Source organism: Actinoplanes sp. NPDC051346, from assembly GCF_040682215.1.
In the GTDB taxonomy this organism is placed as follows: domain Bacteria; phylum Actinomycetota; class Actinomycetes; order Mycobacteriales; family Micromonosporaceae; genus Actinoplanes.
On record NZ_JBFBAJ010000001.1, the window covers coordinates 549,197 to 570,727 of the forward strand.

Consider the following 21,531-nt stretch of genomic DNA (forward strand, 5'->3'; position numbering starts at 1 on the left):
GGGTCGCTGTGCGGGGACACCGGGGAACTACCCGGGTGATACCCGAATCCCCGGACGTGGGTACTTTCCCCGGTGCCGCGGGCGCCGTGGTCGATCAGCATGGGACCCCTTGACCGATCAACGAGGAGAGGGGCACGTCATGGGCCGCCACGCGGCCGATCGGCCCACCCGATCGCCGCTGCACGCCGACCTCTTCGCCCCGGCTCCCGGCATGGCCGCCGCGCGGGCGGCCCAGGAGCGGGCCGCCGACGCCTTCGACGCGCTGGTGGCGCCGCACCGTGAGGCGCTGAGGGCCTACGTGCTGCGGCTGACCGACGGCGACGAGGAACTGGCCGCGGACGTGCTCAAGGAGACCCTCTACCGCGCGGCACAGGATCCGGCCCGCTTCCCCCCGCGGGCCGCCGCCGTACGGCCCTGGCTTGTCCTCACGGCCCGTACGGTGCTGCGCGACGGCGAGCGCTCCGCCCCCGCCGGGCACGACGACCGCAGGGTCGTGCCGGTGGAGCGCTCGCCGTCCCCCTACCCGGAGGCGACGACCCCACCGATCCGCTCGGAGACGACGATCGTCGGGGCGATGGAGGATCTCCCGGCGACGCACCGCGAGATCCTCATCGAGCTCTTCTACCGCGGCGTGCCGCTGGAGGCCGCCGCCGAGAGCCGGGGCGTGCCGGTGCGGGACGTCAAGTCCAGCCTCTACTTCGCGCTACGGGCGTTGCGGACCGTGCTCGATCGGCAGGCGCCCGACGAGTCGCGGGTAGAGCAGCCCTACCGCAGGTAGACCAGCCCGTCGGAGATGACACCGGGACGGCCCGCGGTGCCCTCCACGACGATCTTGACGGTGTGCCGGCCGCTGGAGCTCCAGGAACGGGTCCACACCGCGCGGCGATGCAGCGTCGCGGGCGACCGCAGGTCGATGATGCCCGCCGGCTCGCCGTCCACGTACACCTGGACCCGGCCCGAGACCGCCGTGCGGCTCACCGCGAGCGCGGCCGACCGGCCGGTGAACGACCAGCTCAGCGACGCGCCGGCCGAGGTGGCCCGCAGGGCCGAGCCGCCCAGGAAGGTCCTGCTCCCGATCGAGCGCCAGGCGCCGCCACGCGCCGCGGCCGTCTCCGCGACCGTGACCGACGTCCGGACCGCCGCCACCGACCGCGCGTTCCCCGCCCGGTCCGTGGCCCGCAGGCCGTACGTGGTCCGCACGCCAGGCTTCACCGAGCCGGCCCACGCCGTCGCGGTCGTGCCCAGGCTGGCCGTCACCGGGGTGGTCAGCCGCACCGCGCGCAGGCCACCCGCGTCGCGGGCCGCCCAGTGCAGCCGGACCGGCACGACACCGTTGAGCGACCCCGGCCGCAGCGTGACGCTGGGACCGCTGATGAAGTCGGGGAGGGTCTCGTCGGCGAACACCGTGGTCTCGGTGACCGCGATCCGGCCGTTCAGCGCGACCGCCCGCACCCGTACGGTGTGCCGCCCCGGCGTGAGCCGCAGCGCCTGCTGCCGTTGCCGGGCCGGCACGGAGGCGGTCAGCGTGTTGTCGACGTAGACGTCGTAGCGGTTCATCAGCGTGGTCGCGGTGTCCACCTGCCAGTACGGCCGGACCGTGCCGCGGCTGAACCAGGTGCTGCCGATCTTCGTGGCGCCGTTCATCTTCGTCAGCCTCAGGTCGGCCGGCGGCGCCGCGGCGATGCCCCGGACCGCGCCGAGCTGGCCGTACAGGACGTTGCCGGGGCACTCGGTCTTGCCGGTGTCCCGGTGCCCGGAGACGCGGTTCAGGACGGCGCGGCTGCCCTTGGCGTAGCGGTCGCTGCCGCTGGAGACCAGGGTGGCCCGGCCGGCCGGCGGGTTGTTGTACGTGCCGAGCTTGTACGCCGCCACCTGAGCGATGACCGTGCGCACGCGGGCGGAGACACCCTTCGAGCTGAAGGTGCCGAGCACCGCGATCGCGCTGCTGTGCGCGTTGAACCCCAGCGTGTGCGCCCCCAGGACGGCCCGGGCAATGCCGCCTCGGCGGCCCTCGAAGAGCGTGCCGCACTTGTCGACGAGGAAGTTGTACCCGATGTCGTTCCAGTGGTTGCTCTTGACGTGGTACGCCTGAATGCCCCGGACGATCGCCGCCGACTCGGCGCAGCTGTAGCCGTTGGGCCCGGCCGTGTGGTGCACGAAGACGACCTGGACGTCGGGGGTGTACTCCGCCGCTTCCTTGACCATCTTCTCGTTGGCGCCCCACTGGGCCCGGGTGACGACGTTCGGCGCCGGCCGCGGCGGCACTGCCGTGGACCGCTCCAACGCCCTCGGGGCCGGCGCGGCGGGGGCCTCGCCGGGGTCGATCAGGTCGAGGCGCAGGCCCGGCGGCAGCGCCGTGGTGTGCCCGGCGTCCGTCGCCACCCGGGCCTCGATCCCGTCCGACAGGCCCACCCACAGCGGGTCGGTGGCGCCCCGGTTGCCGTCGGCGTCACGGGAGCCCGGCTCGGCCGGGTTCGGCTCGTCGGCCTCCAGGGACTGCCACGGCGTCCACGCGCCGTCTGTGGCCGAGCGGGCCCGCACCTGCACCGTGCCGGTCAGCCGCCGAGTCGGATCGGTCCAGGTCGCGCCGAGCAGGCTGAACCGGCCGGTCGAGCGCGGGGCGACGGCATTCCCGGCGGCCGTCGTCCGCGCGGCGAAGCCGCGACCGGTCGGCGACGCCGGGGCCAGGTCGATCGTCTGCAAGGAGGGCCCGGAGGTGGCCACCTCCGCGCGCAGTTCGGCCGGCTCGGCCTGCCCACCACTGCTCAGAATCACCAGTACGCCGCTCAAGGCAACGGCGGTGCCCACCGCTGAACTGATGAATCGCCTGTGCACTCGCTTCACGCGTATCCCCCCGCGAAAGACTTCGGACCGGCCCAGATCAGGATGAAACGTACGCGTTCCTCCCGAGTCGCGTAGGGGTTTCCGGGGACACCGTTACGCACCGGGCCGGCGGGTTAATGAGCTCGGCCGGACTGCCGATGAAAGGACGTGACCTCATCGGCGCCGCGGCGCGCGGATGCCGCCGCCGCCGTGCCGGCCCGCGTTGGGTCAGCGCTACCCCGGTACTGCCGGACCCTGGCCTGGTCCTACCTCGGTGGGGCCGGTGCGGCTCTGGCCCTGCTCGCCACGGGCCCGCAGTGGCTGCGTATCCCGTTGATGCTGACCAGTGCGCTGGCCGGACTCTGGGCCATGCGGTACGGCGCGCTGCGCATGGCGTTGCCCGCCGAGCGCCTCCCGTGGCTGTGCCTGTTGTGGTCGGCGACGCTCTTCCTCGCCGGCATCGTCGTGCGCGCGGTCGTGCCCGGTGCGGGCGCCTCCCCGCCGACCAACATGGCCCTGATTCCGGACGCGTTCGCGCTCCCGGCGTACGTGGTCATGTGGTACGCCTTCGCCGGCATGCTGTGGCGGCGCCGGGCGTCCGAGGACGACCCCGCCCGGATCGACGCCCTGCTGGTCGGCCTGGCGGCGGCGTTCATGTGCTGGACCTACCTGATGGTGCCGTCGATGCAGCAGACGGACCTCACGCCGCTGCGGATCGCCACCTCCTTCTTTCCGATCTTCGACATCGTGCTGCTGGTGCTCGCCGCCCAGCTCGCCCTCTCCGGCGGCGTCCGACAGCCCGCCCTGTGGCTGCTGATCGGGGGCGCCGCGGCGATGTTCGCCGGCGACTTCCTGTTCATGCTCCGCGACGGCGCGCTGGCCGACGTGCCGCCGCACACCGTCGACGTGCTGTTCACGGCGACGTTCCTGCTCGTCGGCGCCGCCGGACTGCAGCCGTCGATGCGCAGCCTGACCGCGCCGCAGCGGATCATCGTCAAGGACCTGAGCAAGATCCGTACGGTGCTGATCGCCGTCGTGGTGGTCGTCCCGGTCGTCATCACCACGGTCACTCCCGCCGGCGGCCTGGTGAACGGCGCGGTCCGGGCCGTCCTGTGCGTGCTGCTGATCCTGGCCGTGCTCTACCGCGTGGTCCGCTCCAACAACTCCCGGGCCCGCGCCGAACGCGCCACCCGCCGGCGCGCCACCCACGACGCCCTCACCGACCTGCCCAACCGGGAGCTGCTCGCCGAGACGATCGCGAGCTGGGGCGACCGGGCCGCCGCCGAGCAGCTCGAGGTCAGCCTGCTCTTCATCGACCTCGACCGGTTCAAGATGGTCAACGACCACTGGGGGCACCAGGTCGGCGACGAGCTGCTCTGCGCGGTCGCGGGGCGCCTCAGCGCCCAGGTCCGCGAGGACGACCTGGTGTGCCGCATCGGCGGCGACGAGTTCGTCATCGCCCTGGCGAGCCCCTCGCACTCGCGGCTGGCCGAGTCGCTCGCCACCCGGGTGCTCGAGGAGCTCTGCCGACCGTTCGAACTGTCCGTGGGCCGCGTGGCGATCTCGGCGTCCATCGGGGTCGCCAAGTCGCCGGGCGGCACCCAGGCGCTGGAGCTGATCCGCGACGCCGACACCGCGATGTACAAGGCCAAGGGGCAGGGGCGCAACGCGTACGCGCTGTTCGACACCTCCCTGCGCGACCGGGTCCGCGACCGGATGAACCTGGAACAGGCGCTGCGCACCGCGTTGTCGCGCGGCGAGCTCTCGGTGCACTACCAGCCGATCGTCGACCTGGCGACCGGCGAACTCGACGGCTTCGAGGCGCTGATGCGCTGGCGGCACCCCACGCTCGGCGCGGTGTCACCGCTCGACTTCATCCCCATCGCCGAGGAGACCGGCCTGATCGTGGAGAGCGGCGCCTGGCTGCTGCGCGAGGCGGCCGGGCAGCTCGCGCAGTGGCGGACCCAACGGGGCCCGGGGGCGCGGGCTCTGCACGTGTCGGTCAACGTGTCCGTACGGCAACTGCGCGACGGCGCCCTGGTCGGCGTCGTCCGCGACGTGCTGGCCGAGACCGGGCTGCCGCCGGAGGCGCTGTGGCTGGAGATCACCGAGTCCGGCGTCATGGAGGACCTGGAGACGGCGCTCGCCACCCTCGACGCCCTGCGGGAGCTCGGCGTGACCATGGCCGTCGACGACTTCGGCACCGGATACTCGTCGCTGAGCTACCTCCACCGGCTGCCGATCGGCATCGTCAAGCTCGACCGTTCCTTCGTCTGCGACGTCGGCGAACACGGTGCCAACGAGTCGATCGTGCGGGCGGTGCTCGCCATGACCCGGGCCATGAACCTGCGGGTGGTGGCCGAGGGCGTCGAGACCGAGTTGCAGGGTGCCTGGCTGCGCGAGCAGGGCTGCGACCTGGCGCAGGGCTGGCTCTACGGCAGACCCGCGCTGCCCGCCGAGCACGACGACCTGATCCTTCGGGCCACCGTGCGCTGAGCGGATCGGCCCGACCATAGGGGGTTCCCCTATGGATGAGGGTCGCCGCGCGGGAAAAGTCCCATTATCGGATCCGAATCGCCCATATTCGTCGGTTTCGTTGCCGGCGGCGCCACTTGCCGATCACCATCATCGATCCCTATGCTGCGCGGGATTCTTGATCAAACGAGTGGGGGATAAGCGTGGCAAGCATTCGTTTCCGGCCGTGGATCAGGGGCCTCGGCGCCATCGGGCTCATCGGGCTCGCCGTCGGTGCCTCGTCGACCGCGGCGCTGGCCGCTCCCGCCAAGCCGCACGTGGGGCTTGTCGGCGGCCCGGATACGACCGTCTCGGTCGCGCCCGGTGGCACGATCACCGACGCGGTCTCGGTCGGCAACTCGACCACCACCGCGATTCCCAAGGTGTACCTGTCCGTGCAGTGGTCGGCCGGCATGAAGCCGGTCAAGACCTTTGACAACTGCTACTACGACACTCGCTTCGCCTACTGCGAGATCGACACCGAGATCGCTCCCGCGACGCAGTACGTGCCCAAGACGCCGTTGCAGTACGAGATCAAGGCGGACACCTTCGCGCCGAGCCGCCTCGCCGGCGAGTCCAACTGGTACACCGCCGACGAGGCGGCGTCGAGGTTCGACAAGTGGCGCGCCGCGCATCCCACACGCGGCACGGACGGCAAGCTCGAACTGCAGGCCACGACGGGGACGTTCGCGCCGTCAGGGTTCGAACCTCACGACACCTTCACGAAGGTGGAGGTGACCGGCAACAATCCGCTCAACCTCAAGGCGGTCGGCGCCACCGTGACTGGCGCGGTCGGGGCCACGGTCAAGCTGAAGGTCGGTCAGCAGAACGCGGGGCCGGCGGCGGCCAGCTTCTGGGGTGGTGAGATCGCCAGCCTGAAGCACCTCACGCTCGTCACCATCCCGGCCGGAACCACTGTCGTCTCGACGCCCAAGAACTGCGCGGCGATGGTGAAGCAAACCGCGGTGGATTCGAAGCCGGGTGCGCCGCAGTACGTGTGCTACCTCGACGAGTCGCTGGACCGCGTGCTCAAGCCGAACGCGAGCCAGGACTGGGAGTTCGACCTCCGGATCGACCGCAAGGGCGAGACGAAGGGCAGCGTGAAGGTCAACTACGACTGGCAGATGGGCGGTCGGCACGGCACCGACACCAACGTCGCCGACGACACCGCGGAGATCATCGTCAACGCGGGCGAGGCCCCGGGCGACTCGGGCACCGGCAACGGCTCCGGCACTGGTAACGGCACGGGCACTGACAACGGCACCGGAACCGGCACTGACAACGGCACGGGCACGGGCACGGGCACCGACAACGGCACCGGAACCGGCACCGACAACGGCACGGGCACGGACAACGGCACGGGCACGGACGGCACGGACACCGACAACGCGAGCTCCGGCTCCGGCGGCGGCCTGCCGCTGACGGGCGCCAACGTGCTGACCGTCGCGGGCGCGGGCCTCGCGCTGCTGGTGGCGGGTGCTATCACCTTCCTTCTGGTGGCGCGCCGGCGACGGGCTACCCGCTTCGTCGCCTGATCCACCGCCACACCGAACGCACCGTCTAAGGATCTCGGTCTCTCATCACGGATGAGGGGCCGAGATCTTTTTGGCCCCCCAGCCCGGAAACCGGCGCAACGGCCGGACCAGGCACCGGGGTCGCGTCGTCGAGGCGGGACTTCTCGGTAGTCGTACCCGTATCTCTATGGTTTGGCGGTCGGCGAATCGAGAGATCCGCCGACGCGTCCGGTACTACCGGCCGAGGCATCGCTACCGTGGTCGGGTGTCTGAGATCCCGTGGTGGAGCCTGCCCCTCGTCGCCGCCGTGTTTGCCCTGGCCGGGGCGGGAGTCACGGTTCTGGTGTCGGCCCGTGACGACTACGTACGCAGCCGCGCGAAGCGGACCCGCCGCTGGTACGCCGAGCGCCGCGACGCGTACGTCGCCCTGTTGACCCAGTTCGAGCGGGCGACGTACCGGTTGCGGGTCGCGCTCGAGACCGGGCAGCGGATGCCGGGGCCGTACACGTACGTCGACGAGGTGGGTCCGGCGCTGATGCAGGTGCGCCTGCTCGCCTCGGGCCAGGTCCGCAGCGCCGCGCTGGCGGTGCACGTGCTGCTGGAGAAGCTCTACGGCGAGCGCCCGGCGCCGCCGCGCGGCGTGGATCCGGCGAAGTCGTTGCGCGAGATGCTCGGACACGTGCCGCTGGTGATGCAGGAGCTGGAGGCGGCCATCCGGGAGGAGTTGGGCATCGAGGCGACTCCGCCCCCGCCGGGGGAGGCGCCGCAGCGGTCCTCGCGGTCGCTGCGGTCGTATCTGCGCAGGGGCGCTCCGCTGGCCGGTGCGGCCGATTCCAGGGATGATCGGGGCAATTGACCAGACCCGATGGGAGCCGTCCGTGTCGGACATTTCGGTTACTGCGGCGGTGGTGCGCAGCGGTGTCGTCGCGGTGCTGCGGGCACCCACCGCCGACGCCTTCTCCGCGATCAGCGAGATCCTCGTCGAGTCCGGCATCACCGCCATCGAGGTCACCCTCACCTCCCGAGGCGCGCTCGAGGCGATCGCGGGCCTGCGCCGCCAGCTTCCGGAGCGCGTCGTGGTCGGCGCCGGCACGGTGCTCGCCGCCGCCGACGCCAAGGCGAGCATCGACGCCGGGGCGCAGTTCCTCGTGTCCCCGGTGGCCGTGCCCGGCCTCGACGGCACCGGCGTGCCCGTCTACCCGGGCGCGCTGACCCCGACCGAGATCGTGGCCGCGGCCCGGACGGGCGCGCCCCTGGTCAAGCTCTTCCCCGCCTCGGCCGTCGGCCCGGGTTACCTGCGCGACCTGCGCGGGCCGCTGCCCGGCTTGCGCATCATGCCGACCGGCGGCATCGAGATCGCCGACGTCGCCGCCTGGCTCACCGCCGGGGCCGTGGCGGTCGGCCTGGGCGGGCCGTTGATCGGCGACGCCGCCTCCGGAGGCAGCCTGACCGCGCTCGCCGACCGCGCCCGGCGGGCCGTCGACGCGGTCGCCTACGCCCGCTCATGAGCGGCCTGCTGACCTTCGGCGAGACCATGGGCGTGTTCGGCGCCGACACCGTCGGACCGCTGGAGCACGCCCGGGGCTTCCACCTCGGCATCGGCGGCGCCGAGAGCAACGTCGCGGTGGGCGTGGCCCGCCTCGGCCTTCCGGCGACCTGGATCGGGCGGGTTGGCCACGACGCGACCGGCGACCTCATCGAGCGGCGCCTGCGCGCCGAGGGCGTGCGGGCCGTGGTGATCCGCGATCCGTCGTTCACCGGTCTGATGGTCAAGCACCGCCGCACCGGCGCCCTGCTGCACGTCGACTACCACCGCGCGGGCAGCGCCGGCTCGCGGCTCACGCCCCTCGACATCCCGGTCGACGCGGTGTGTGCGGCGGCGATCGTGCACGTCACTGGCATCACGCCGGCGCTGAGCGACTCGGCGCGCGTGACCGTCTTCCAGGCGGTCGAGACCGCCCGGTCCGCCGGCGTCGCCGTCTCGGTGGACGTCAACTACCGGGCCAAGCTCTGGTCCACCTACGACGCGGCGCCGGTGCTGCGCGACCTTGTCTCCCGCGCCGACCTGGTGTTCGCCGGCCCCGACGAGGCCGCGCTGATCGTCGACGGGCGGCCCCTCGACGGCCTGGCCGCGCTCGGCCCTACCGAGGTGATCGTCAAGGACGGCGCCCGCGGCTGCACGGCCCTCATCGACGGAGAGCGGCACGCGCTGCCGGCACCGACCGTGGCGGTGGTCGATCCGGTCGGCGCGGGCGACGCGTTCGCCGCCGGATACCTCGCCGACCGGTTGTGCGGGGCATCGCCGGCGACCCGGCTCGCGACGGCGATCTCGGCGGGGGCGTTCGCGGTGACGGTCCCGGGCGATTGTGAGGGGCTGCCCACCCGCGGGGACCTGAGGTCGGCGAGCACGGACGTGGCGCGGTAGCGACCGATGACCGGATCGTTCCGGTGCCGGGCGCTTCCGTGCCTTCCGGCGGCGGTCGGTCGCGCCGAGGATCGACACATGACCAACGCGCTGATCGTCATCGACGTCCAGGAGTCCTTCCGTGCCCGTCCGCTCTGGCGAGCCGTCAGCAACCCGGAGATCGCCGAGCGGGTCCAGCGGCTCGCGGACGCCGCCCGGGCCGCCGGCGACCTCGTCGTGTGGGTGCTGCACGCCGAGCCCGGCAGCGGCGACGTGTTCGACCCGGCCAGCGGGCACGTGCGGGTCTTCGCCGAGCTCGCGCCCCTGCCCGACGAGCCCGTCTCACGAAGACCTCGCACAACGCCTTCACGACGACCAACCTGCAGCAGGTGCTCACCGCCCGGGGAGTGCGCCGGCTGACGGTCTGCGGCATCCGTACGGAGCAGTGCGTCGAAACCACCACGCGGGTCGGCTCGGACCTCGGGTACGCCGTCACGTTCGTCACCGACGCCACCGCGACCTTCCCCATCCCGCACTGGGACGCTCCCGCCGACCAGACCCTCGAAGAGCTGCTGTCGGATCCGCGGACGTTGCCCGCCGCGGCGGTGACCGAGCGCACCGAGTACGCGCTGGCGGGCCGCTTCGCTACCGTATCCACCGTGAAGGAGCTGACCGGATCGTGAGTCGCGTGGTGTTCGTGCTCGTCGCGGGCCTGCACCTGCTGGACCTCGCCGGCCCGGCCCAGGTGTTCTCGACCGCGGCCGACCACGGGCACGACCATGATCTGTCCTACGTCGCGGAGCAGCCCGGCATCCGCACCCATCAGGGTGTCGAGCTCCGCGCCGACACCACCTGGCCACGGCTGGACGTGGACGACCTGATCGTGGTGCCGGGCTGGCGCGCGCCGAGCCTGGCCGGCACCGGCCACCTCGGCCCGCGCACCCTGGAACGGATCGCCGCCCACCACGCCGCGGGCGGCACGGTCGCCAGCATCTGCGCGGGCGCCGACGTGCTGGGCCGGGCCGGACTGCTCGACGGCCGACGCTGCACCACCCACCACGACGTCCAGGAGGAGCTCGCCCGGCGCTATCCGCGGGCCCACGTGGTCCGCGACGTGCTTTACGTCAGCGACGATCGGGTCGTGACCTCCGCGGGCATCGCCAGCGGCATCGACCTGGCCCTGCACCTGATCGCCGTGCGGCACGGCCCGGCACTGGCCGCGCGGGTGGCCCGCCAGATGGTCGTGTACGCCCGGCGCAACGGCGACGAGCGGCAGTCCAGCGCCATGCTGCGGCACCGCGCCCACCTGAGCGACGCCGTCCACCGGGTGCAGGACCGCATCGACGCCCACTTCACCGAGCCGTTGCCGCTGGCCGAGTTGGCGGCAGCGGCGGCGGTCAGCGAGCGCACGCTGACCCGCCAGTTCGAGGCCGCCACCGGCCAGACGCCCCTGCGTTACCAGCAACTCCTGCGGGTGGAACGGGCGGAGCACCTGATCGGCCACGGCGCCACCATGGAGGCCGCGGCGCGTGCGGTGGGCTTCGGCGACGCCCGGATGCTGCGCCGCCTGCGTTCTCGCGTACCCGTCACACCGTGACACGGCGAGCGGTTTACGAAGGCCGCCCGGCGGTTACGCTCCCCAGCATGGAGATCGCCGGTCTGGTCCTCGCGGCGGGCGCGGGGTGCCGGTTCGGGATGCCCAAGGCCCTGGCGCCGTGGCGGGGGAGACCCCTGGTGGCGCATGCCGCCGAGACCTCGCGGGCGGCGGGCCTGAGCCGCACCGTCGTGGTGGTCGGCGCGGCGGCGGACCGCGTCCGCGCGGCGGCGCCCGGCCTCGACTACGTGGAGAACCCCGACTGGGAGACCGGCATGGCGTCGTCGCTGCGCGCCGGCCTGGCCGCGCTGGCCGACTCGTCGGCCGCGGCGGCGGTGGTCCTGCTGGTCGACATGCCCGGCGTCACCCCCGCGGCCGTACGCCGGGTAGCCGCGCTCGCGTCCCCCACGGCCCTGGTCGCCGGCGGCTACCCCGGCCGCCGTGGCCACCCGGTCCTGCTGGGCCGCGACCACTGGGCGGGCGTGGCGCGCGGCGCGACCGGCGACCGGGGCGCCCGCGACTACCTCCGCGCGCACGCCGCCGAGGTGCACGTCGTGCCCGTCGCCGACGTCGCCGACGATCTCGACCTCGACGTGCCTTCGACGGTGGGCGACCGTGCGTGACGTTCTGGAGCAAGTCGTCGCCGCCTGGCGGCGCGGGGAACCTGCCGGACTCGCGACCGTGACCGCGACCTGGTCCAGCGCGCCCCGGCAGCCCGGCGCCACGATGCTGGTCCGGTCGGACGGCACCGCCGTGGGAAGCGTCTCCGGCGGCTGCGTCGAGTCCGCCGTCTACGAGCTGTGCCGCGAGGTGGCCGAGTCCGGGCGCCCGCGCGCCGTCCGCTACGGCGTCAGCGACGCCGACGCCTTCGAGGTCGGCCTGCCCTGCGGCGGCACCATCGACGTGTTCGTGGAACGGGCCGGGTTCCCCGAGCTGGACGTGCTCGCCGCCGAGGTGGACGGTGGGCGGCCGGTGGCGCTGCTGACCTGTGTGGACGGCCCGCCCGAGCGGCTCGGCCGGCACCTGGTGCTCACCCCGGACGCTCGGCACGGCTCGCTGGACGGCGACCGGCTCGACGACGCCGCGACCGACGACGGGCGGGGGCTGCTCGCCGCCGGGCGCACCGGGCTGCTGCACTACGGGCCGGACGGACAGCGCCGGGGGACCGGGCTCGACGTGCTGGTCACCTCGTTCGCGCCGGCCGCCCGGATGCTGGTCTTCGGGGCCACCGACCACGCCGCCGCCGTGGCCCGGATCGGCGCGTTCCTGGGCTACCGGGTCACGGTCTGCGACGCCCGGCCGGTCTTCGCGACCGCCGAGCGCTTCCCGGAGGCGGCCGAGGTCACGGTCGACTGGCCGCACCGCTACCTCGCCGCCGAGGCGTCGGCCGGCCGGATCGACGGCCGCACGGTGGTGTGCGTCCTGACCCACGACCCCCGGTTCGACGTGCCGGTGCTGCGGACGGCGCTGGAGCTGCCCCTGGCGTACGTCGGCGCGATGGGCTCCCGCCGCACCCACGACGACCGCCTCAAGCGCCTGCGGGAGACCGGCCTGGACGAGGAGGCGCTGGCCCGGCTCCGCTCGCCGATCGGGCTGGATCTGGGCGCCCGCACCCCGGAGGAGACCGCGGTCAGCGTGGCCGCGGAGATCGTGGCCACACGCTGGAACGGCACCGGCGAACGGCTCTCCGGCACCTCCGGACCCATCCACAGGGAGGACCACCGATGACGCTCACGCCGATCCCCCTCGGCACGTGGCCGACCCCGCTCGAGCCGGCCCCGCGCCTGGCCGCGGCGCTCGGCCTCGACGAGCTGTGGATCAAACGCGACGACCTCACCGGGCTGGGCGGTGGCGGCAATAAGGTCCGCAAGCTGCGCTACCTCTGCGCCCAGGCGCTCGAGGCGGGCGCGACGAGGCTGGTCACCACCGGCGCCGCACAGTCCAATCACGCCCGCCTGACCGCGGCCGCCGCCGCCCGGCTCGGTCTGCCGTGCACGCTCGTGTTGCGCGGCGACCCGCCCGAGACCCATCGCGGCAATCTGCTCCTCGACGACCTGACGGGCGCGACGATCGTCTGGGCGGGCGCGGCCCCGCTCGACGAGGTGGCGGCGGCGCAGGAGGGCTATGTCATCCCGTTCGGTGGCACGTCCCCGGTCTCGGCCCGGGGATACCAGGACTGCGCCCGGGAGTTGCTGGCCGAGCTTCCGGACCTGGCGGCCGTCGTGGTCGCGCTCGGCTCCGGCGGCACGATGGCGGGCCTGGTCGCCGAGCTCGGCCCGCACCGGGTGTACGGCGTGGACGTCGGCGCGCTGCCGTCGCCCCGCGCCACGGTGGCGTCGCTGCTCGCCGACATGGGCAGAAAGGTGGACCCGGCCGCGCTGCTGATCGACGACTCCCAGATCGGTGCGGGCTATGCCGCGCTGACGGATTCCGTACGCTCAGCGCTCGTGCTCGCCGCCCGGACCGAGGGGTTGTTCCTGGACCCGACCTACACCGGCAGGGCGCTGGCGGGTCTGCGCGCCAACCCGCCGGACGGCAAGGTGGTGTTCCTGCACACCGGCGGCCTCCCGGGACTCTTCGGCCACCCCGCCTTCCCCTAGGAGGTTCTCCTCCTACCTAGGGAGGAGGGGACGGGCCCGCGGGCGGACGAAGTCGGGTCCGCGGCCGATGAGGATCGACGGCATGCCAACCCTGTCGCGTCTGCATCGTCCGCTGATGGCCTTCACCGCCGCCATGGTGGCGCTCGCCGTGGTCGCCGCGGTGGGCGTCATCGCCGACCCCCGGATCCTCACCGGCATGCCGATCTGGGCCAAGCCGTTCAAGTTCGCCGTGTCCTTCGCCGTCTACGCCGGCACCCTGGCGTGGATGCTGTCCCTGCTGCCGCGCCGCCACCGTGCCGCCGAATGGGCGGCGACCGTCGTGGTCGCGATGGGCGTCGCCGAGATGGTCGTCATCGTCACCCAGGTGGTACGCGGCACGACCAGCCACTACAACGCGAGCACCCCGCTCAACGCCACGCTGTGGCAGGTGATGGGCACCGCGATCATGGTGCTGTTCATCGGCCACTTCGTCATCGGCGTCGCGGTGCTGCGGGCCCGGATCGCCGACCGCGTCGCCGCGCACGCCGTTCGCTGGGGGCTCGGGCTGACCCTGCTCGGCTTGCTCGTGGCCATCCCGATGACACTGCCCTTCGCCGCGCCGCCCGGCCAGGACGACATCGTCGGCGCGCACAGCGTCGGCGTGGCCGACGGCAGTCCCGGGCTCCCGCTGCTGGGCTGGAGCACGACCGGTGGCGACCTGCGCATCGGTCACTTCGTCGGACTGCACGCGCTGCAGGCCCTGCCGCTGCTCGCCCTGCTGCTCGGCCGCCGCCTCGACGTCCTCACCCGGGTACGGCTGCTGGCGGTGGGCGGCGCCGCGTACGGAACGCTGATCGTGCTCTTGACCTGGCAAGCTCTGCGTGGGCAGCCGTTGCTGCGGCCCGACCTGCTCACCCTGGCCGCCGCCACCGCGCTGGTCGCCGCCACCGCCCTCGCCGCGAACCGGGTGATCCGGGCCCGCCGACCGGAACTGGAGCTCGCCGCATGACGCCCGTCCTGTTCACGCTGACCTTCGCCGTCGCCGCACCGTTCTGGGCGCTGATGATCGTGTTCCCGGGCTGGTCCTGGACCCGCCGGATCGTCGCGTCGCCGCTGATCGTCCTCCCGGTCGTGGTCATCTACGCCATCCTGGTGCTGCCCGCGATCGCCGACGTGCTGCCCACGGTCGCGTTCCCCACCCTCGACGGTGTCCGTACGCTCCTCGGCACGGCGGACGGCGCCACGGCGGCCTGGGCGCACATGATCGCCTTCGACCTCTTCGTCGGCCGCTGGGCCTGGCTCGACGGCACCCGGCGCGGCGTACCGGCCTGGATCCTGTCCCCGCTGCTCGTGCTGACGATCCTGCTCGGCCCGCTCGGGCTCGCCGGATACCTGCTCGCGCGAACCCGCTTCCACGCCACCGGAGACACCCAGGACAGGCCATAGGGTGGTCAGCGTGGGATGGGTGAGCAGACTCTTCGACGCGCGCGACACGTTCGTGCGCATGCTGCTGCTCGACCTCAGCGGTCTCGGCTACCTCGTCTTCGGCACCGGGGACGGCCGGGAGCCGACACGCACCCAGTGGATCCTCGCCCTGATCGCCTTCGCCACGGCGCTGCTGCTGCACAAGCGGCGCATGGCCAACCTGCTCGCCCAGTCGGCGCTGCTCATCGCCGCGAACATTCTGGTCCAGGACCAGATGATCAACGAGGTGGGCACCTCCTGGGCCCTGCTCGAGCTCACCATGGCGGCATCGCGCCCGCGGGTCTTCACCAGCGCCGCCGTGCTGGTCGCGGTCATCCACCTCATAGGCGGGTACGCCCACCATCCCGACCGCTGGGCCGGCCCCGTCTTCGGCGCGCTCGTGGTGGTCGGCCTGCCCGTGCTGCTCGGCCTGGTCATCCGCACCACCCGGGAACTCAGCCGGCAGGCCGAGGCCAAGGCGGCGGCCGAGCGCCACCAGCGCGAGTCGGAGAGCCGCGCGGCCCGCGCCGACGAACGCAGCGCCATCGCCCGCGAACTGCACGACGTGGTGGCCCACCACGTCGCCTCGATGGTGCTGCGCGTCGGCGTCGCCCGGCACGTCCTGCCGGACGCCGACCCCCGGGTCACCGACGTCTTCGACGACGTCCACCGCACCGGCACGGCAGCGCTCGCGGACCTGCGCAAGCTGGTCGCGGTGCTCCGCGATCCCACGGTACGCACGGACGCGACGCTGACCGCCATCGAACCGGCAGCACTGCCCGCAGCCCTGACGGCGGCCGTATCGACGGCACGCCAGGCGGGACTGACCGTCGACTACACGATCGACGACGAGGCGGCGGCGATCGACGCGGTCCGCGGCATGGCGGTGCTCCGGCTCACCCAGGAGGCACTGACGAACGTGGCAAAGCACGCGGGTCCGACCGCACGCGCCCAACTGAGCGTCGAAGTGACGAACGGCGACGTGATCTGGTCGGTCGCCGACGACGGCGGCGGCGTGGCCCCCGGCCTACCCTCCGGCGGCGGACACGGCCTGACCGGAATGCGCGAACGGGTCGAGGTCCTCGGCGGCCACCTCACGGCCGGCCCGTCCGCCGGCGGCTGGCGCGTGGCCACCGTCCTGCCCGCCGCCGTCCCGCCGCTGCCCGTCTCACCGCTCGGGGGCGACGGATGATCCGGGTGCTGCTGGTCGACGACCAGCCGCTCATCCGAGCCGGATTGCGCATGCTCTGCGGCGCCGAGCCCGACCTCGACGTCGTGGGTGAGGCCGAGAACGGCCGAGACGCGATCACCCTCGCCGCCCGCCTCACCCCGGACGTCATCGTCATGGACCTGCGCATGCCCGGCGTCGACGGCATCACCGCGACCGGCCGCATCCTCGCCGCCCGCCCCGCCACCAGAATCCTGGTCCTCACCACCTTCGGCGACGACGACCACCTCTACCCCGCACTGACCGCCGGCGCCTGCGGCTTCCTGCTCAAGGACGCACCCCCGGCCGAACTGCTCGACGGCATCCGCCGCGCGGCGGCCGGCGACAGCCCCTTCAGCCAGGAGATCCTGCAACGCCTCGTCCAACGAGCCGTCGAAGCCCGCGGCGGCGAGCCCAGGCGCGTGCCCGGCCTGACCGCCCGCGAACGGGACGTCCTGGACCTCGTCGCCGAGGGCCTGTCCAACACCGAGATCGCCGAACGCCTCCACATCGGAGTAACCACAGTCAAGACGCACGTCACCAGCCTGATGGCCAAGACCGACAGTCCCAACCGCGTCCGCCTGGCCCTCCACGCCCGCTCGAGCTAGTGCGCCCTGGGTTAAAGGGAGTGGCCGTCGAGCCAGGTTTCGACCGTCTCGATCACGTGCTCGGGAGCTCGGCGCGCCCACAGGAAGTGGTCGCGCACGGTGTCGATGCGGGCGCGTTCGACGTGCGCGGGGAGCCGGCTGGCGAGGTGGTCGACCGCGGCGGTCGTGATCATCCGGTCGCCCGCGATGCCGGCGAGCAGGACGGGTGTCTCCATCCGTGCCAGGGCGGCCTCGTAGTCGGTGCGGTCCCCGCGCAGGCGGTAGCGGCCGTGCCGGGCCTCGTATCCCCAGTCGGCCATCAGCGTGCGCGGCTGCCGGCCCGCGAATCCGAGCCGGTGCCCCGGCCAGTAGCCGAGCGAACAGGTCACCGCGCCCACGAAGCGCACGCCGGCGGCCCTGCGGGCCCGGCCGAGGCGGCTGCGGCGGGCGGCCGTGGAGCTCGTCCCGGTGCCGAGGGTGACGATCGCATCCGCGCGTACGGTGCCGGCCGCGCCGGACAGCAGCGCGAGCTGGCCGCCGAGGCTGTGCCCGACCAGCGCGACCCTCGGCGCCGCCGAGACGGCGGACCCGGCGAAGACCGCGGGCAGGTCGACGTTGACCAGGTGGGCGTACCCGAACGAATCCTTGCGCAGGTCGGTGACCGGGCTCTGCGGCATGCCGCGCAGCTCGACACCGACGAGGTGGCGTCCGCGGGCGGCCCAGGTGTCGAACAACTTGCGGTAGTACGCCAGCGGCACGCCGAGGGCGGGCAGGAAGACGATCGACGCGGCGGCGCCGGGCGTGCCGTACTCCTCGACCGTCAGCGTCAGTCCGTCCGGGGTGGCGACGGGGTGGATGCGCGGTTGCATTCCGACAGCTTCACACAGCCGAGGGGATAGGTCGATCATGTGAGCCAAAGGTGCCGTACGCCACGTCCCTGGACGGGTACGCCAGCCGTAAACTGCGATCATGGCTGCAAACGGGGCGTTCGACGCGTTCGGCTCCCCGGCGTTCACCGGTGCCTCTTCGGAAGATCGCAGCTGGCTGACGGCCGCGGTCGAGATGTCGCGGCTTTCCCCACCGACATCCACCAACTACGCCGTCGGCGCGATCATCGTCGACCGTCGCGGTTCCGTTCTCGCCACCGGTTATACCGGGGAGATAGGGCCCCGCGATCACGCGGAGGAAGCCGCTCTCGCGAAGCTTTCCGTCCGGCCGGGGATCGACCTCTCCCAGGCGACCATCTACAGCTCGCTGGAGCCGTGTACGGCTCGCAAGTCCCGACCGGGCACCTGCACGGATCTGATCCTCGCGGCAGGCATCGGACGCGTCGTTCTCGCCCTGCGTGAACCGCTCCTGTTCGCCGACTGCCACGGTGTCGAATCACTTCGCGAGGGCGGCGTGGAGGTCATCGAGATCACCGACCTCGCTTACCTGGTTCGCGAGATCAACGCGCACGTGCTCGATCTCAGACCCGCGCGTACGCAAATCTGACGGCCGTACCGAGGCCCTGGGCGGATTTGCGGATGGTGAGTGAGCGCAGACGCTGGCTGATCCTGGTCGTCGGCATGCTGGCGATGACCGCCGGCAGCACGTTCCAGTTCGGGCTCGCCTACCTGATTCCGGCGTTCCGGAACGAGGGCCTCTCCCTGGAGCAGGCCGGCGTCCTGGTCGCCTGCCCCACCGCGGGGGTGATGCTCACGCTCATCGCCTGGGGCGCCGCGGCTGACCGGTGGGGCGAGCGCGTCGTGCTGTCCACCGGCCTCGGGCTTGCCGGCCTCGTCCTCGTCGCCGCCCGCTGGTCGCACGGCACGGTGAGCCTGGGCGTGTGCCTGGGGCTGGCCGGCGCGGCCGGCGGCTCGGTGCTGGCGAGCGGCCGGCTCATCCTCGGCTGGTTCGCGCGGCACGAGCGCGCCGTGGCGATGGGCATCAGGCAGAGTGCGCAGCCGATCGGCCTCGCGCTGGCCGCCGCCACGCTGCCCGCCCTCGCCGCCGGCGGCACCGGCGTGCCGCTGCTGTTCCTTGCCGCGTTGTTCCTGGTCGCCGCCACAGCGGCATTCGTCTTCGTACGCGATCCAGCCCCGCAGCCGTCCGCGACCGGCCAAACGGATCCGGGTCGCAAGTCGACCTCGACGTCGCCCTATCGCTCTCCGGGCCTGTGGCGGATTCACGCGGCCAGCGCGCTTCTGGTCATTGCCCAGTTCACGGTCACCACGTTCGCGATCGTGTTCCTCACCGACGCCCGGGGCTGGACGGTCCTCGACGCCGGTTACCTGCTGGCCGGCGCGCAGGCCTGCGGCGCACTCAGCCGCCTCGGGGCCGGCTACTGGTCCGACCGCATCGGCAGCCGGTTGAAGCCCATGCGCGTCATCGCGATCGCAACCAGCGTGGGACTGCTGGTGCTGGCCTGCGCCGCCGCGGCCGGATCGAGCCTGGCGGTCCCCGTCCTGTTGTTCCTGGCGGTGGTGGCGGCGAGCAGCAACGCCCTGTCCTTCACCGCAGTCGCCGAGTACGCGGGATCCGCGTGGGCCGGCCGGGCTCTCGGCATCCAGACCACGGGCCAGAACGCACTGACGGCGGCCACTCCGCCGGTCCTGGCCGTGGCGATCGGAGCCGCGGGCTTCGCGTCGAGTTTCGCCGTGGTGGCGGCGCTTCCCCTGCTCGCCGCGATACTCGTACCGGTCGCGACGGAGCGGACCGGTGACGAGCAGGCCGGCCAGTCCGAGCCGGCGACCGCAGGGGCTCGAGGCACCCGTTCGTAAGTCCCGCCGGTCCGTTCTCAGGCGGGCCACTCGCACCCGTCCGCTGCCGGACCGTGCGGAACCCGGTCCAGGTTGAGCAACCGACAAGAGGCCACGTACTGCCGCAAGCGCCGAGGATGTACGTCAGAAGTCGTGGGCGCCGGAGCCTCCGCCTGATCCTCAAAGCGGACGAAAGCAACGCTTTGGCCCTGCGGGCCGATCGTCGCCCCGGTGTCGAAGGGAGTGCGCACATGCCGCAGATCACGGAGTTGCCCGCAAGCATCGAGATGGCCGCCAGGCGGAGCGCCGGGGCCGGCACCGGTAATGAGCTTCTCGCGAGATTGACAGTGGACCCCTACGCAAACGTCGTCAGCTATGAGTTCGCTGACACCGTTGGCTCTGCGACCGTGGATGTGCACGGCTACATGCCGGTGGGGTGGGTCGGGCAGCGGTTGGCGCGCCTGCCCGCCGACAGTCGGGTCGGGAGCTGGAGCTACGCCGAATCAGATGAGCGGAACCTTCTGGCCGGCCTGTCTTATCTCCTGGTCAACGCCGACGGCGAACGGCCTACTCGAGCGCAGATCGAAGAGGTCGGGGCCCCGGACCCCACGTTTGAGGACTACGTGACCGTGACTCCCATGGCAGGAGCCTGCCAGGGCAACGGCACGATCGTGGGAGTGGTCGAGGACGTACCCCTGCAGATGGACCCCGCGCAGGTGATCATCGGAAGAACGCCGGCCGTCTCGCTCCCCGATGGCCGCCGGCAGCAGGAGATCGGCTGCGCGATTCGGGTGGGTGGCGCGCGGATCGAGGGCCTCGGGGAGATCGAGATCGGAATGTTCGGCCACAAGAACGTCGGCTGGATCGAATCGATGCGGCCGGGAAGCGACTTCCCGGCGAAGATGATGCTCGACGTTCAGAAGTCGTACATCACTCCCGCTGGCACGTTCTACCGCGACAAGGAAGAGTTCATCGCCGAGAACATCATGCGATTTCCGCCGTTCGGCGTGGAGTTCCGGGCTGTGGATCCGATCGCACCGCTGTTCGACGTGCGGACCCGACAGCGGGTCGGACATATAGAGCTGAAGTGGCTCGTCCCGCTATGTTACGTGGATCCCGCTTCGTTCCCCTCAGCGGCCCTGAGCCGAACGACGCTGCGACGAGATGAGCTGACCCCCTGAACCGCCGACCGGGTCCACCGCCGATCTGGGTCTGGGCATGATGCGGGGGCACCAGCCCGTCCATCGCCGGATGTCACGGGCAGCTGGCGGATCACCTTCCAGGCCAACAACGGCTTCCTCCACACACGCGACTCCAACGGCGCGATCGTGAACACCGGCTACGGCATGACGGCCGGCACCAGCCCCGCCGTCTGACCGCCAACCCAAACCGCTGCCCTCGCCGGACCTCCCGATGGGGCAGCGGCCGTTCACCCCATTTGCCGACGCGTTCCCGGCCTATGCGCTGGAAGCGCCCGCCGTAACGGCACGACGACATCCACATCCAATTCCGTCGGAGCTCGCCTCGGCCTTTGTTCCGCCCGCGTCGTCTGATCTATGTGGTCGGACAGATTGGGAAGGTGCTCTTTCGCCCCCGGACGGCCCCCATCCGCGTTCGAGGGCCCTGTCGGCGCCCGAGGCTCTGTTGGCCGCCCGAGGCCCTGTCGGCGTTCGAGGGGCGCTGTCCGCGTTCTTCGAGGGGCGCTGTCCGCGTTGTTCGAGGGGCGCTGTCACCGTTCGAGGCAGGTCCCGTCACCGTTCGAGGCGGGCGGCAATCGCGTCGACGGCGTTCTTCGCGGTGAGTAGATCGGCGCCCGTCTCCTCGCGGAACAACCGCACCGCCTCGACGAACCGCTGTTGCCGCACCAATTCCTCAACCGCCGGGTGTGACGGCTCGGGCGCAACCTCGCCTGTCGGGGCGAGCGTCGCATCGAGCTTGCGCTCGACCCCCGTCAGCCGGGCTGCCGCACGTTGCTGTTCCCGGCGCTTCCTAGCCAAGGCGGAGAGCGCGAGCGCGGCCAAGCCGAGCAGCAGCATGGCGACGGCGACCGCCACCAGGATCTCCATGCGTGGATCGTGCCAGACGCCGACCACCCTGTCGTGCG

19 protein-coding genes and 2 pseudogenes are annotated in these 21,531 nt (G+C 72.4%); 18 read left to right on the top strand and 3 right to left on the bottom strand.

The features are described from left to right. The first annotated feature begins 109 nt into the window (after window positions 1–109). Window positions 110–778 carry a sigma factor gene (locus AB0M36_RS02475; protein ID WP_364151158.1) on the top strand — a complete coding sequence of 223 codons (669 nt, stop codon included), beginning with the start codon at window positions 110–112 and terminating at the stop codon, window positions 776–778. On the opposite strand, the gene AB0M36_RS02480 is transcribed toward AB0M36_RS02475, so the two are convergent. Next, window positions 766–2,790: an N-acetylmuramoyl-L-alanine amidase gene (locus AB0M36_RS02480; protein WP_364151161.1), complete on the bottom strand. Its 2,025-nt coding sequence runs from the start codon at window positions 2,788–2,790 to the stop codon at window positions 766–768. The genes AB0M36_RS02475 and AB0M36_RS02480 overlap by 13 nt on opposite strands. A 201-nt stretch (window positions 2,791–2,991) precedes the next feature. On the opposite strand from AB0M36_RS02480, the gene AB0M36_RS02485 reads away from it, so the two are divergent. The 14 genes and pseudogenes from AB0M36_RS02485 (at window position 2,992) to AB0M36_RS02550 (ending at window position 16,707) form a co-directional block, all read left to right on the top strand. After that, complete coding sequence (locus AB0M36_RS02485) at window positions 2,992–5,319, top strand: EAL domain-containing protein (protein WP_364151164.1); 2,328 nt, start codon at window positions 2,992–2,994, stop codon at window positions 5,317–5,319. A 182-nt stretch (window positions 5,320–5,501) separates the two neighbouring features. Then, on the top strand, window positions 5,502–6,872 hold the full coding sequence (locus AB0M36_RS02490; RefSeq protein ID WP_364151167.1) for a hypothetical protein: 1,371 nt from the start codon (window positions 5,502–5,504) through the stop codon (window positions 6,870–6,872). Window positions 6,873–7,116: 244 nt separating this feature from the next. Beyond that, complete coding sequence (locus tag AB0M36_RS02495; protein ID WP_364151170.1) at window positions 7,117–7,707, top strand: hypothetical protein; 591 nt, start codon at window positions 7,117–7,119, stop codon at window positions 7,705–7,707. Between the two features lie 22 nt (window positions 7,708–7,729). Continuing rightward, the gene (locus AB0M36_RS02500) at window positions 7,730–8,359 is read left to right on the top strand and encodes a bifunctional 4-hydroxy-2-oxoglutarate aldolase/2-dehydro-3-deoxy-phosphogluconate aldolase (RefSeq protein WP_364151173.1); all 630 of its coding nucleotides are present in this window, start codon (window positions 7,730–7,732) and stop codon (window positions 8,357–8,359) included. Continuing rightward, the gene (locus AB0M36_RS02505; protein WP_364151176.1) at window positions 8,356–9,276 is read left to right on the top strand and encodes a sugar kinase; all 921 of its coding nucleotides are present in this window, start codon (window positions 8,356–8,358) and stop codon (window positions 9,274–9,276) included. Before AB0M36_RS02500 ends, AB0M36_RS02505 begins: the two co-directional genes overlap by 4 nt. A gap of 78 nt (window positions 9,277–9,354) precedes the next feature. Next, window positions 9,355–9,938: pseudogene (locus AB0M36_RS02510) on the top strand (isochorismatase family protein). Further along, window positions 9,935–10,852, top strand: coding sequence for an AraC family transcriptional regulator (locus tag AB0M36_RS02515; protein ID WP_364151178.1), 918 nt, complete (start codon window positions 9,935–9,937; stop codon window positions 10,850–10,852). Before AB0M36_RS02510 ends, AB0M36_RS02515 begins: the two are co-directional and overlap by 4 nt. Window positions 10,853–10,899: 47 nt before the next feature. Continuing rightward, entirely contained in the window at window positions 10,900–11,472 is a 573-nt protein-coding gene (locus tag AB0M36_RS02520; RefSeq protein WP_364151181.1) for a nucleotidyltransferase family protein, read from the top strand. Then, complete coding sequence (locus tag AB0M36_RS02525) at window positions 11,465–12,577, top strand: XdhC/CoxI family protein (RefSeq protein WP_364151184.1); 1,113 nt, start codon at window positions 11,465–11,467, stop codon at window positions 12,575–12,577. Before AB0M36_RS02520 ends, AB0M36_RS02525 begins: the two co-directional genes overlap by 8 nt. Next, entirely contained in the window at window positions 12,574–13,449 is an 876-nt protein-coding gene (locus AB0M36_RS02530) for a pyridoxal-phosphate dependent enzyme (protein WP_364151187.1), read from the top strand. The genes AB0M36_RS02525 and AB0M36_RS02530 overlap by 4 nt, the downstream gene beginning before the upstream one ends. 82 nt (window positions 13,450–13,531) lie before the next feature. Then, a complete protein-coding gene (locus AB0M36_RS02535; protein ID WP_364151189.1) occupies window positions 13,532–14,437 on the top strand; it encodes a hypothetical protein in 906 nt (301 codons plus the stop codon). Beyond that, the gene (locus AB0M36_RS02540; RefSeq protein ID WP_364151192.1) at window positions 14,434–14,874 is read left to right on the top strand and encodes an ABA4-like family protein; all 441 of its coding nucleotides are present in this window, start codon (window positions 14,434–14,436) and stop codon (window positions 14,872–14,874) included. Before AB0M36_RS02535 ends, AB0M36_RS02540 begins: the two co-directional genes overlap by 4 nt. 19 nt (window positions 14,875–14,893) lie before the next feature. Then, window positions 14,894–16,084, top strand: coding sequence for a histidine kinase (locus tag AB0M36_RS02545; protein WP_364151194.1), 1,191 nt, complete (start codon window positions 14,894–14,896; stop codon window positions 16,082–16,084). Then, a complete protein-coding gene (locus AB0M36_RS02550) occupies window positions 16,081–16,707 on the top strand; it encodes a response regulator transcription factor (protein WP_364151196.1) in 627 nt (208 codons plus the stop codon). Before AB0M36_RS02545 ends, AB0M36_RS02550 begins: the two co-directional genes overlap by 4 nt. Before the next feature lie 11 nt (window positions 16,708–16,718). Here the strand turns inward: AB0M36_RS02550 and AB0M36_RS02555 are convergent, their stop codons facing one another. After that, window positions 16,719–17,555, bottom strand: coding sequence for an alpha/beta fold hydrolase (locus AB0M36_RS02555; RefSeq protein WP_364151199.1), 837 nt, complete (start codon window positions 17,553–17,555; stop codon window positions 16,719–16,721). 100 nt (window positions 17,556–17,655) lie between these two features. Between AB0M36_RS02555 and AB0M36_RS02560 the strand changes: the two genes are divergently transcribed. From AB0M36_RS02560 to AB0M36_RS02570, 3 genes are all read left to right on the top strand, one after another. Continuing rightward, window positions 17,656–18,180: a deaminase gene (locus tag AB0M36_RS02560; RefSeq protein ID WP_364151202.1), complete on the top strand. Its 525-nt coding sequence runs from the start codon at window positions 17,656–17,658 to the stop codon at window positions 18,178–18,180. Between the two features lie 35 nt (window positions 18,181–18,215). Beyond that, the gene (locus AB0M36_RS02565; protein ID WP_364151204.1) at window positions 18,216–19,448 is read left to right on the top strand and encodes an MFS transporter; all 1,233 of its coding nucleotides are present in this window, start codon (window positions 18,216–18,218) and stop codon (window positions 19,446–19,448) included. 230 nt (window positions 19,449–19,678) lie between these two features. Further along, window positions 19,679–20,608: a hypothetical protein gene (locus tag AB0M36_RS02570; protein WP_364151207.1), complete on the top strand. Its 930-nt coding sequence runs from the start codon at window positions 19,679–19,681 to the stop codon at window positions 20,606–20,608. Window positions 20,609–21,178: 570 nt separating this feature from the next. Here AB0M36_RS02570 and AB0M36_RS02575 read toward each other — a convergent pair. Then, window positions 21,179–21,531, bottom strand: a pseudogene (locus AB0M36_RS02575) (hypothetical protein); the annotation flags it as partial.

Bases quoted from the DNA above. Each gene is read 5' to 3' on its own strand.
- AB0M36_RS02505 (WP_364151176.1), top strand. From the start codon at position 8,356: ATGAGCGGCCTGCTGACCTTCGGCGAGACCATGGGCGTGTTCGGCGCC.
- AB0M36_RS02550 (WP_364151196.1), top strand. From the start codon at position 16,081: ATGATCCGGGTGCTGCTGGTCGACGACCAGCCGCTCATCCGAGCCGGA.
- AB0M36_RS02535 (WP_364151189.1), top strand. From the start codon at position 13,532: ATGCCAACCCTGTCGCGTCTGCATCGTCCGCTGATGGCCTTCACCGCC.
- AB0M36_RS02530 (WP_364151187.1), top strand. From the start codon at position 12,574: ATGACGCTCACGCCGATCCCCCTCGGCACGTGGCCGACCCCGCTCGAG.
- AB0M36_RS02555 (WP_364151199.1), bottom strand. From the start codon at position 17,555: ATGCAACCGCGCATCCACCCCGTCGCCACCCCGGACGGACTGACGCTG.
- AB0M36_RS02560 (WP_364151202.1), top strand. From the start codon at position 17,656: ATGGCTGCAAACGGGGCGTTCGACGCGTTCGGCTCCCCGGCGTTCACC.
- AB0M36_RS02570 (WP_364151207.1), top strand. From the start codon at position 19,679: ATGCCGCAGATCACGGAGTTGCCCGCAAGCATCGAGATGGCCGCCAGG.
- AB0M36_RS02520 (WP_364151181.1), top strand. From the start codon at position 10,900: ATGGAGATCGCCGGTCTGGTCCTCGCGGCGGGCGCGGGGTGCCGGTTC.
- AB0M36_RS02540 (WP_364151192.1), top strand. From the start codon at position 14,434: ATGACGCCCGTCCTGTTCACGCTGACCTTCGCCGTCGCCGCACCGTTC.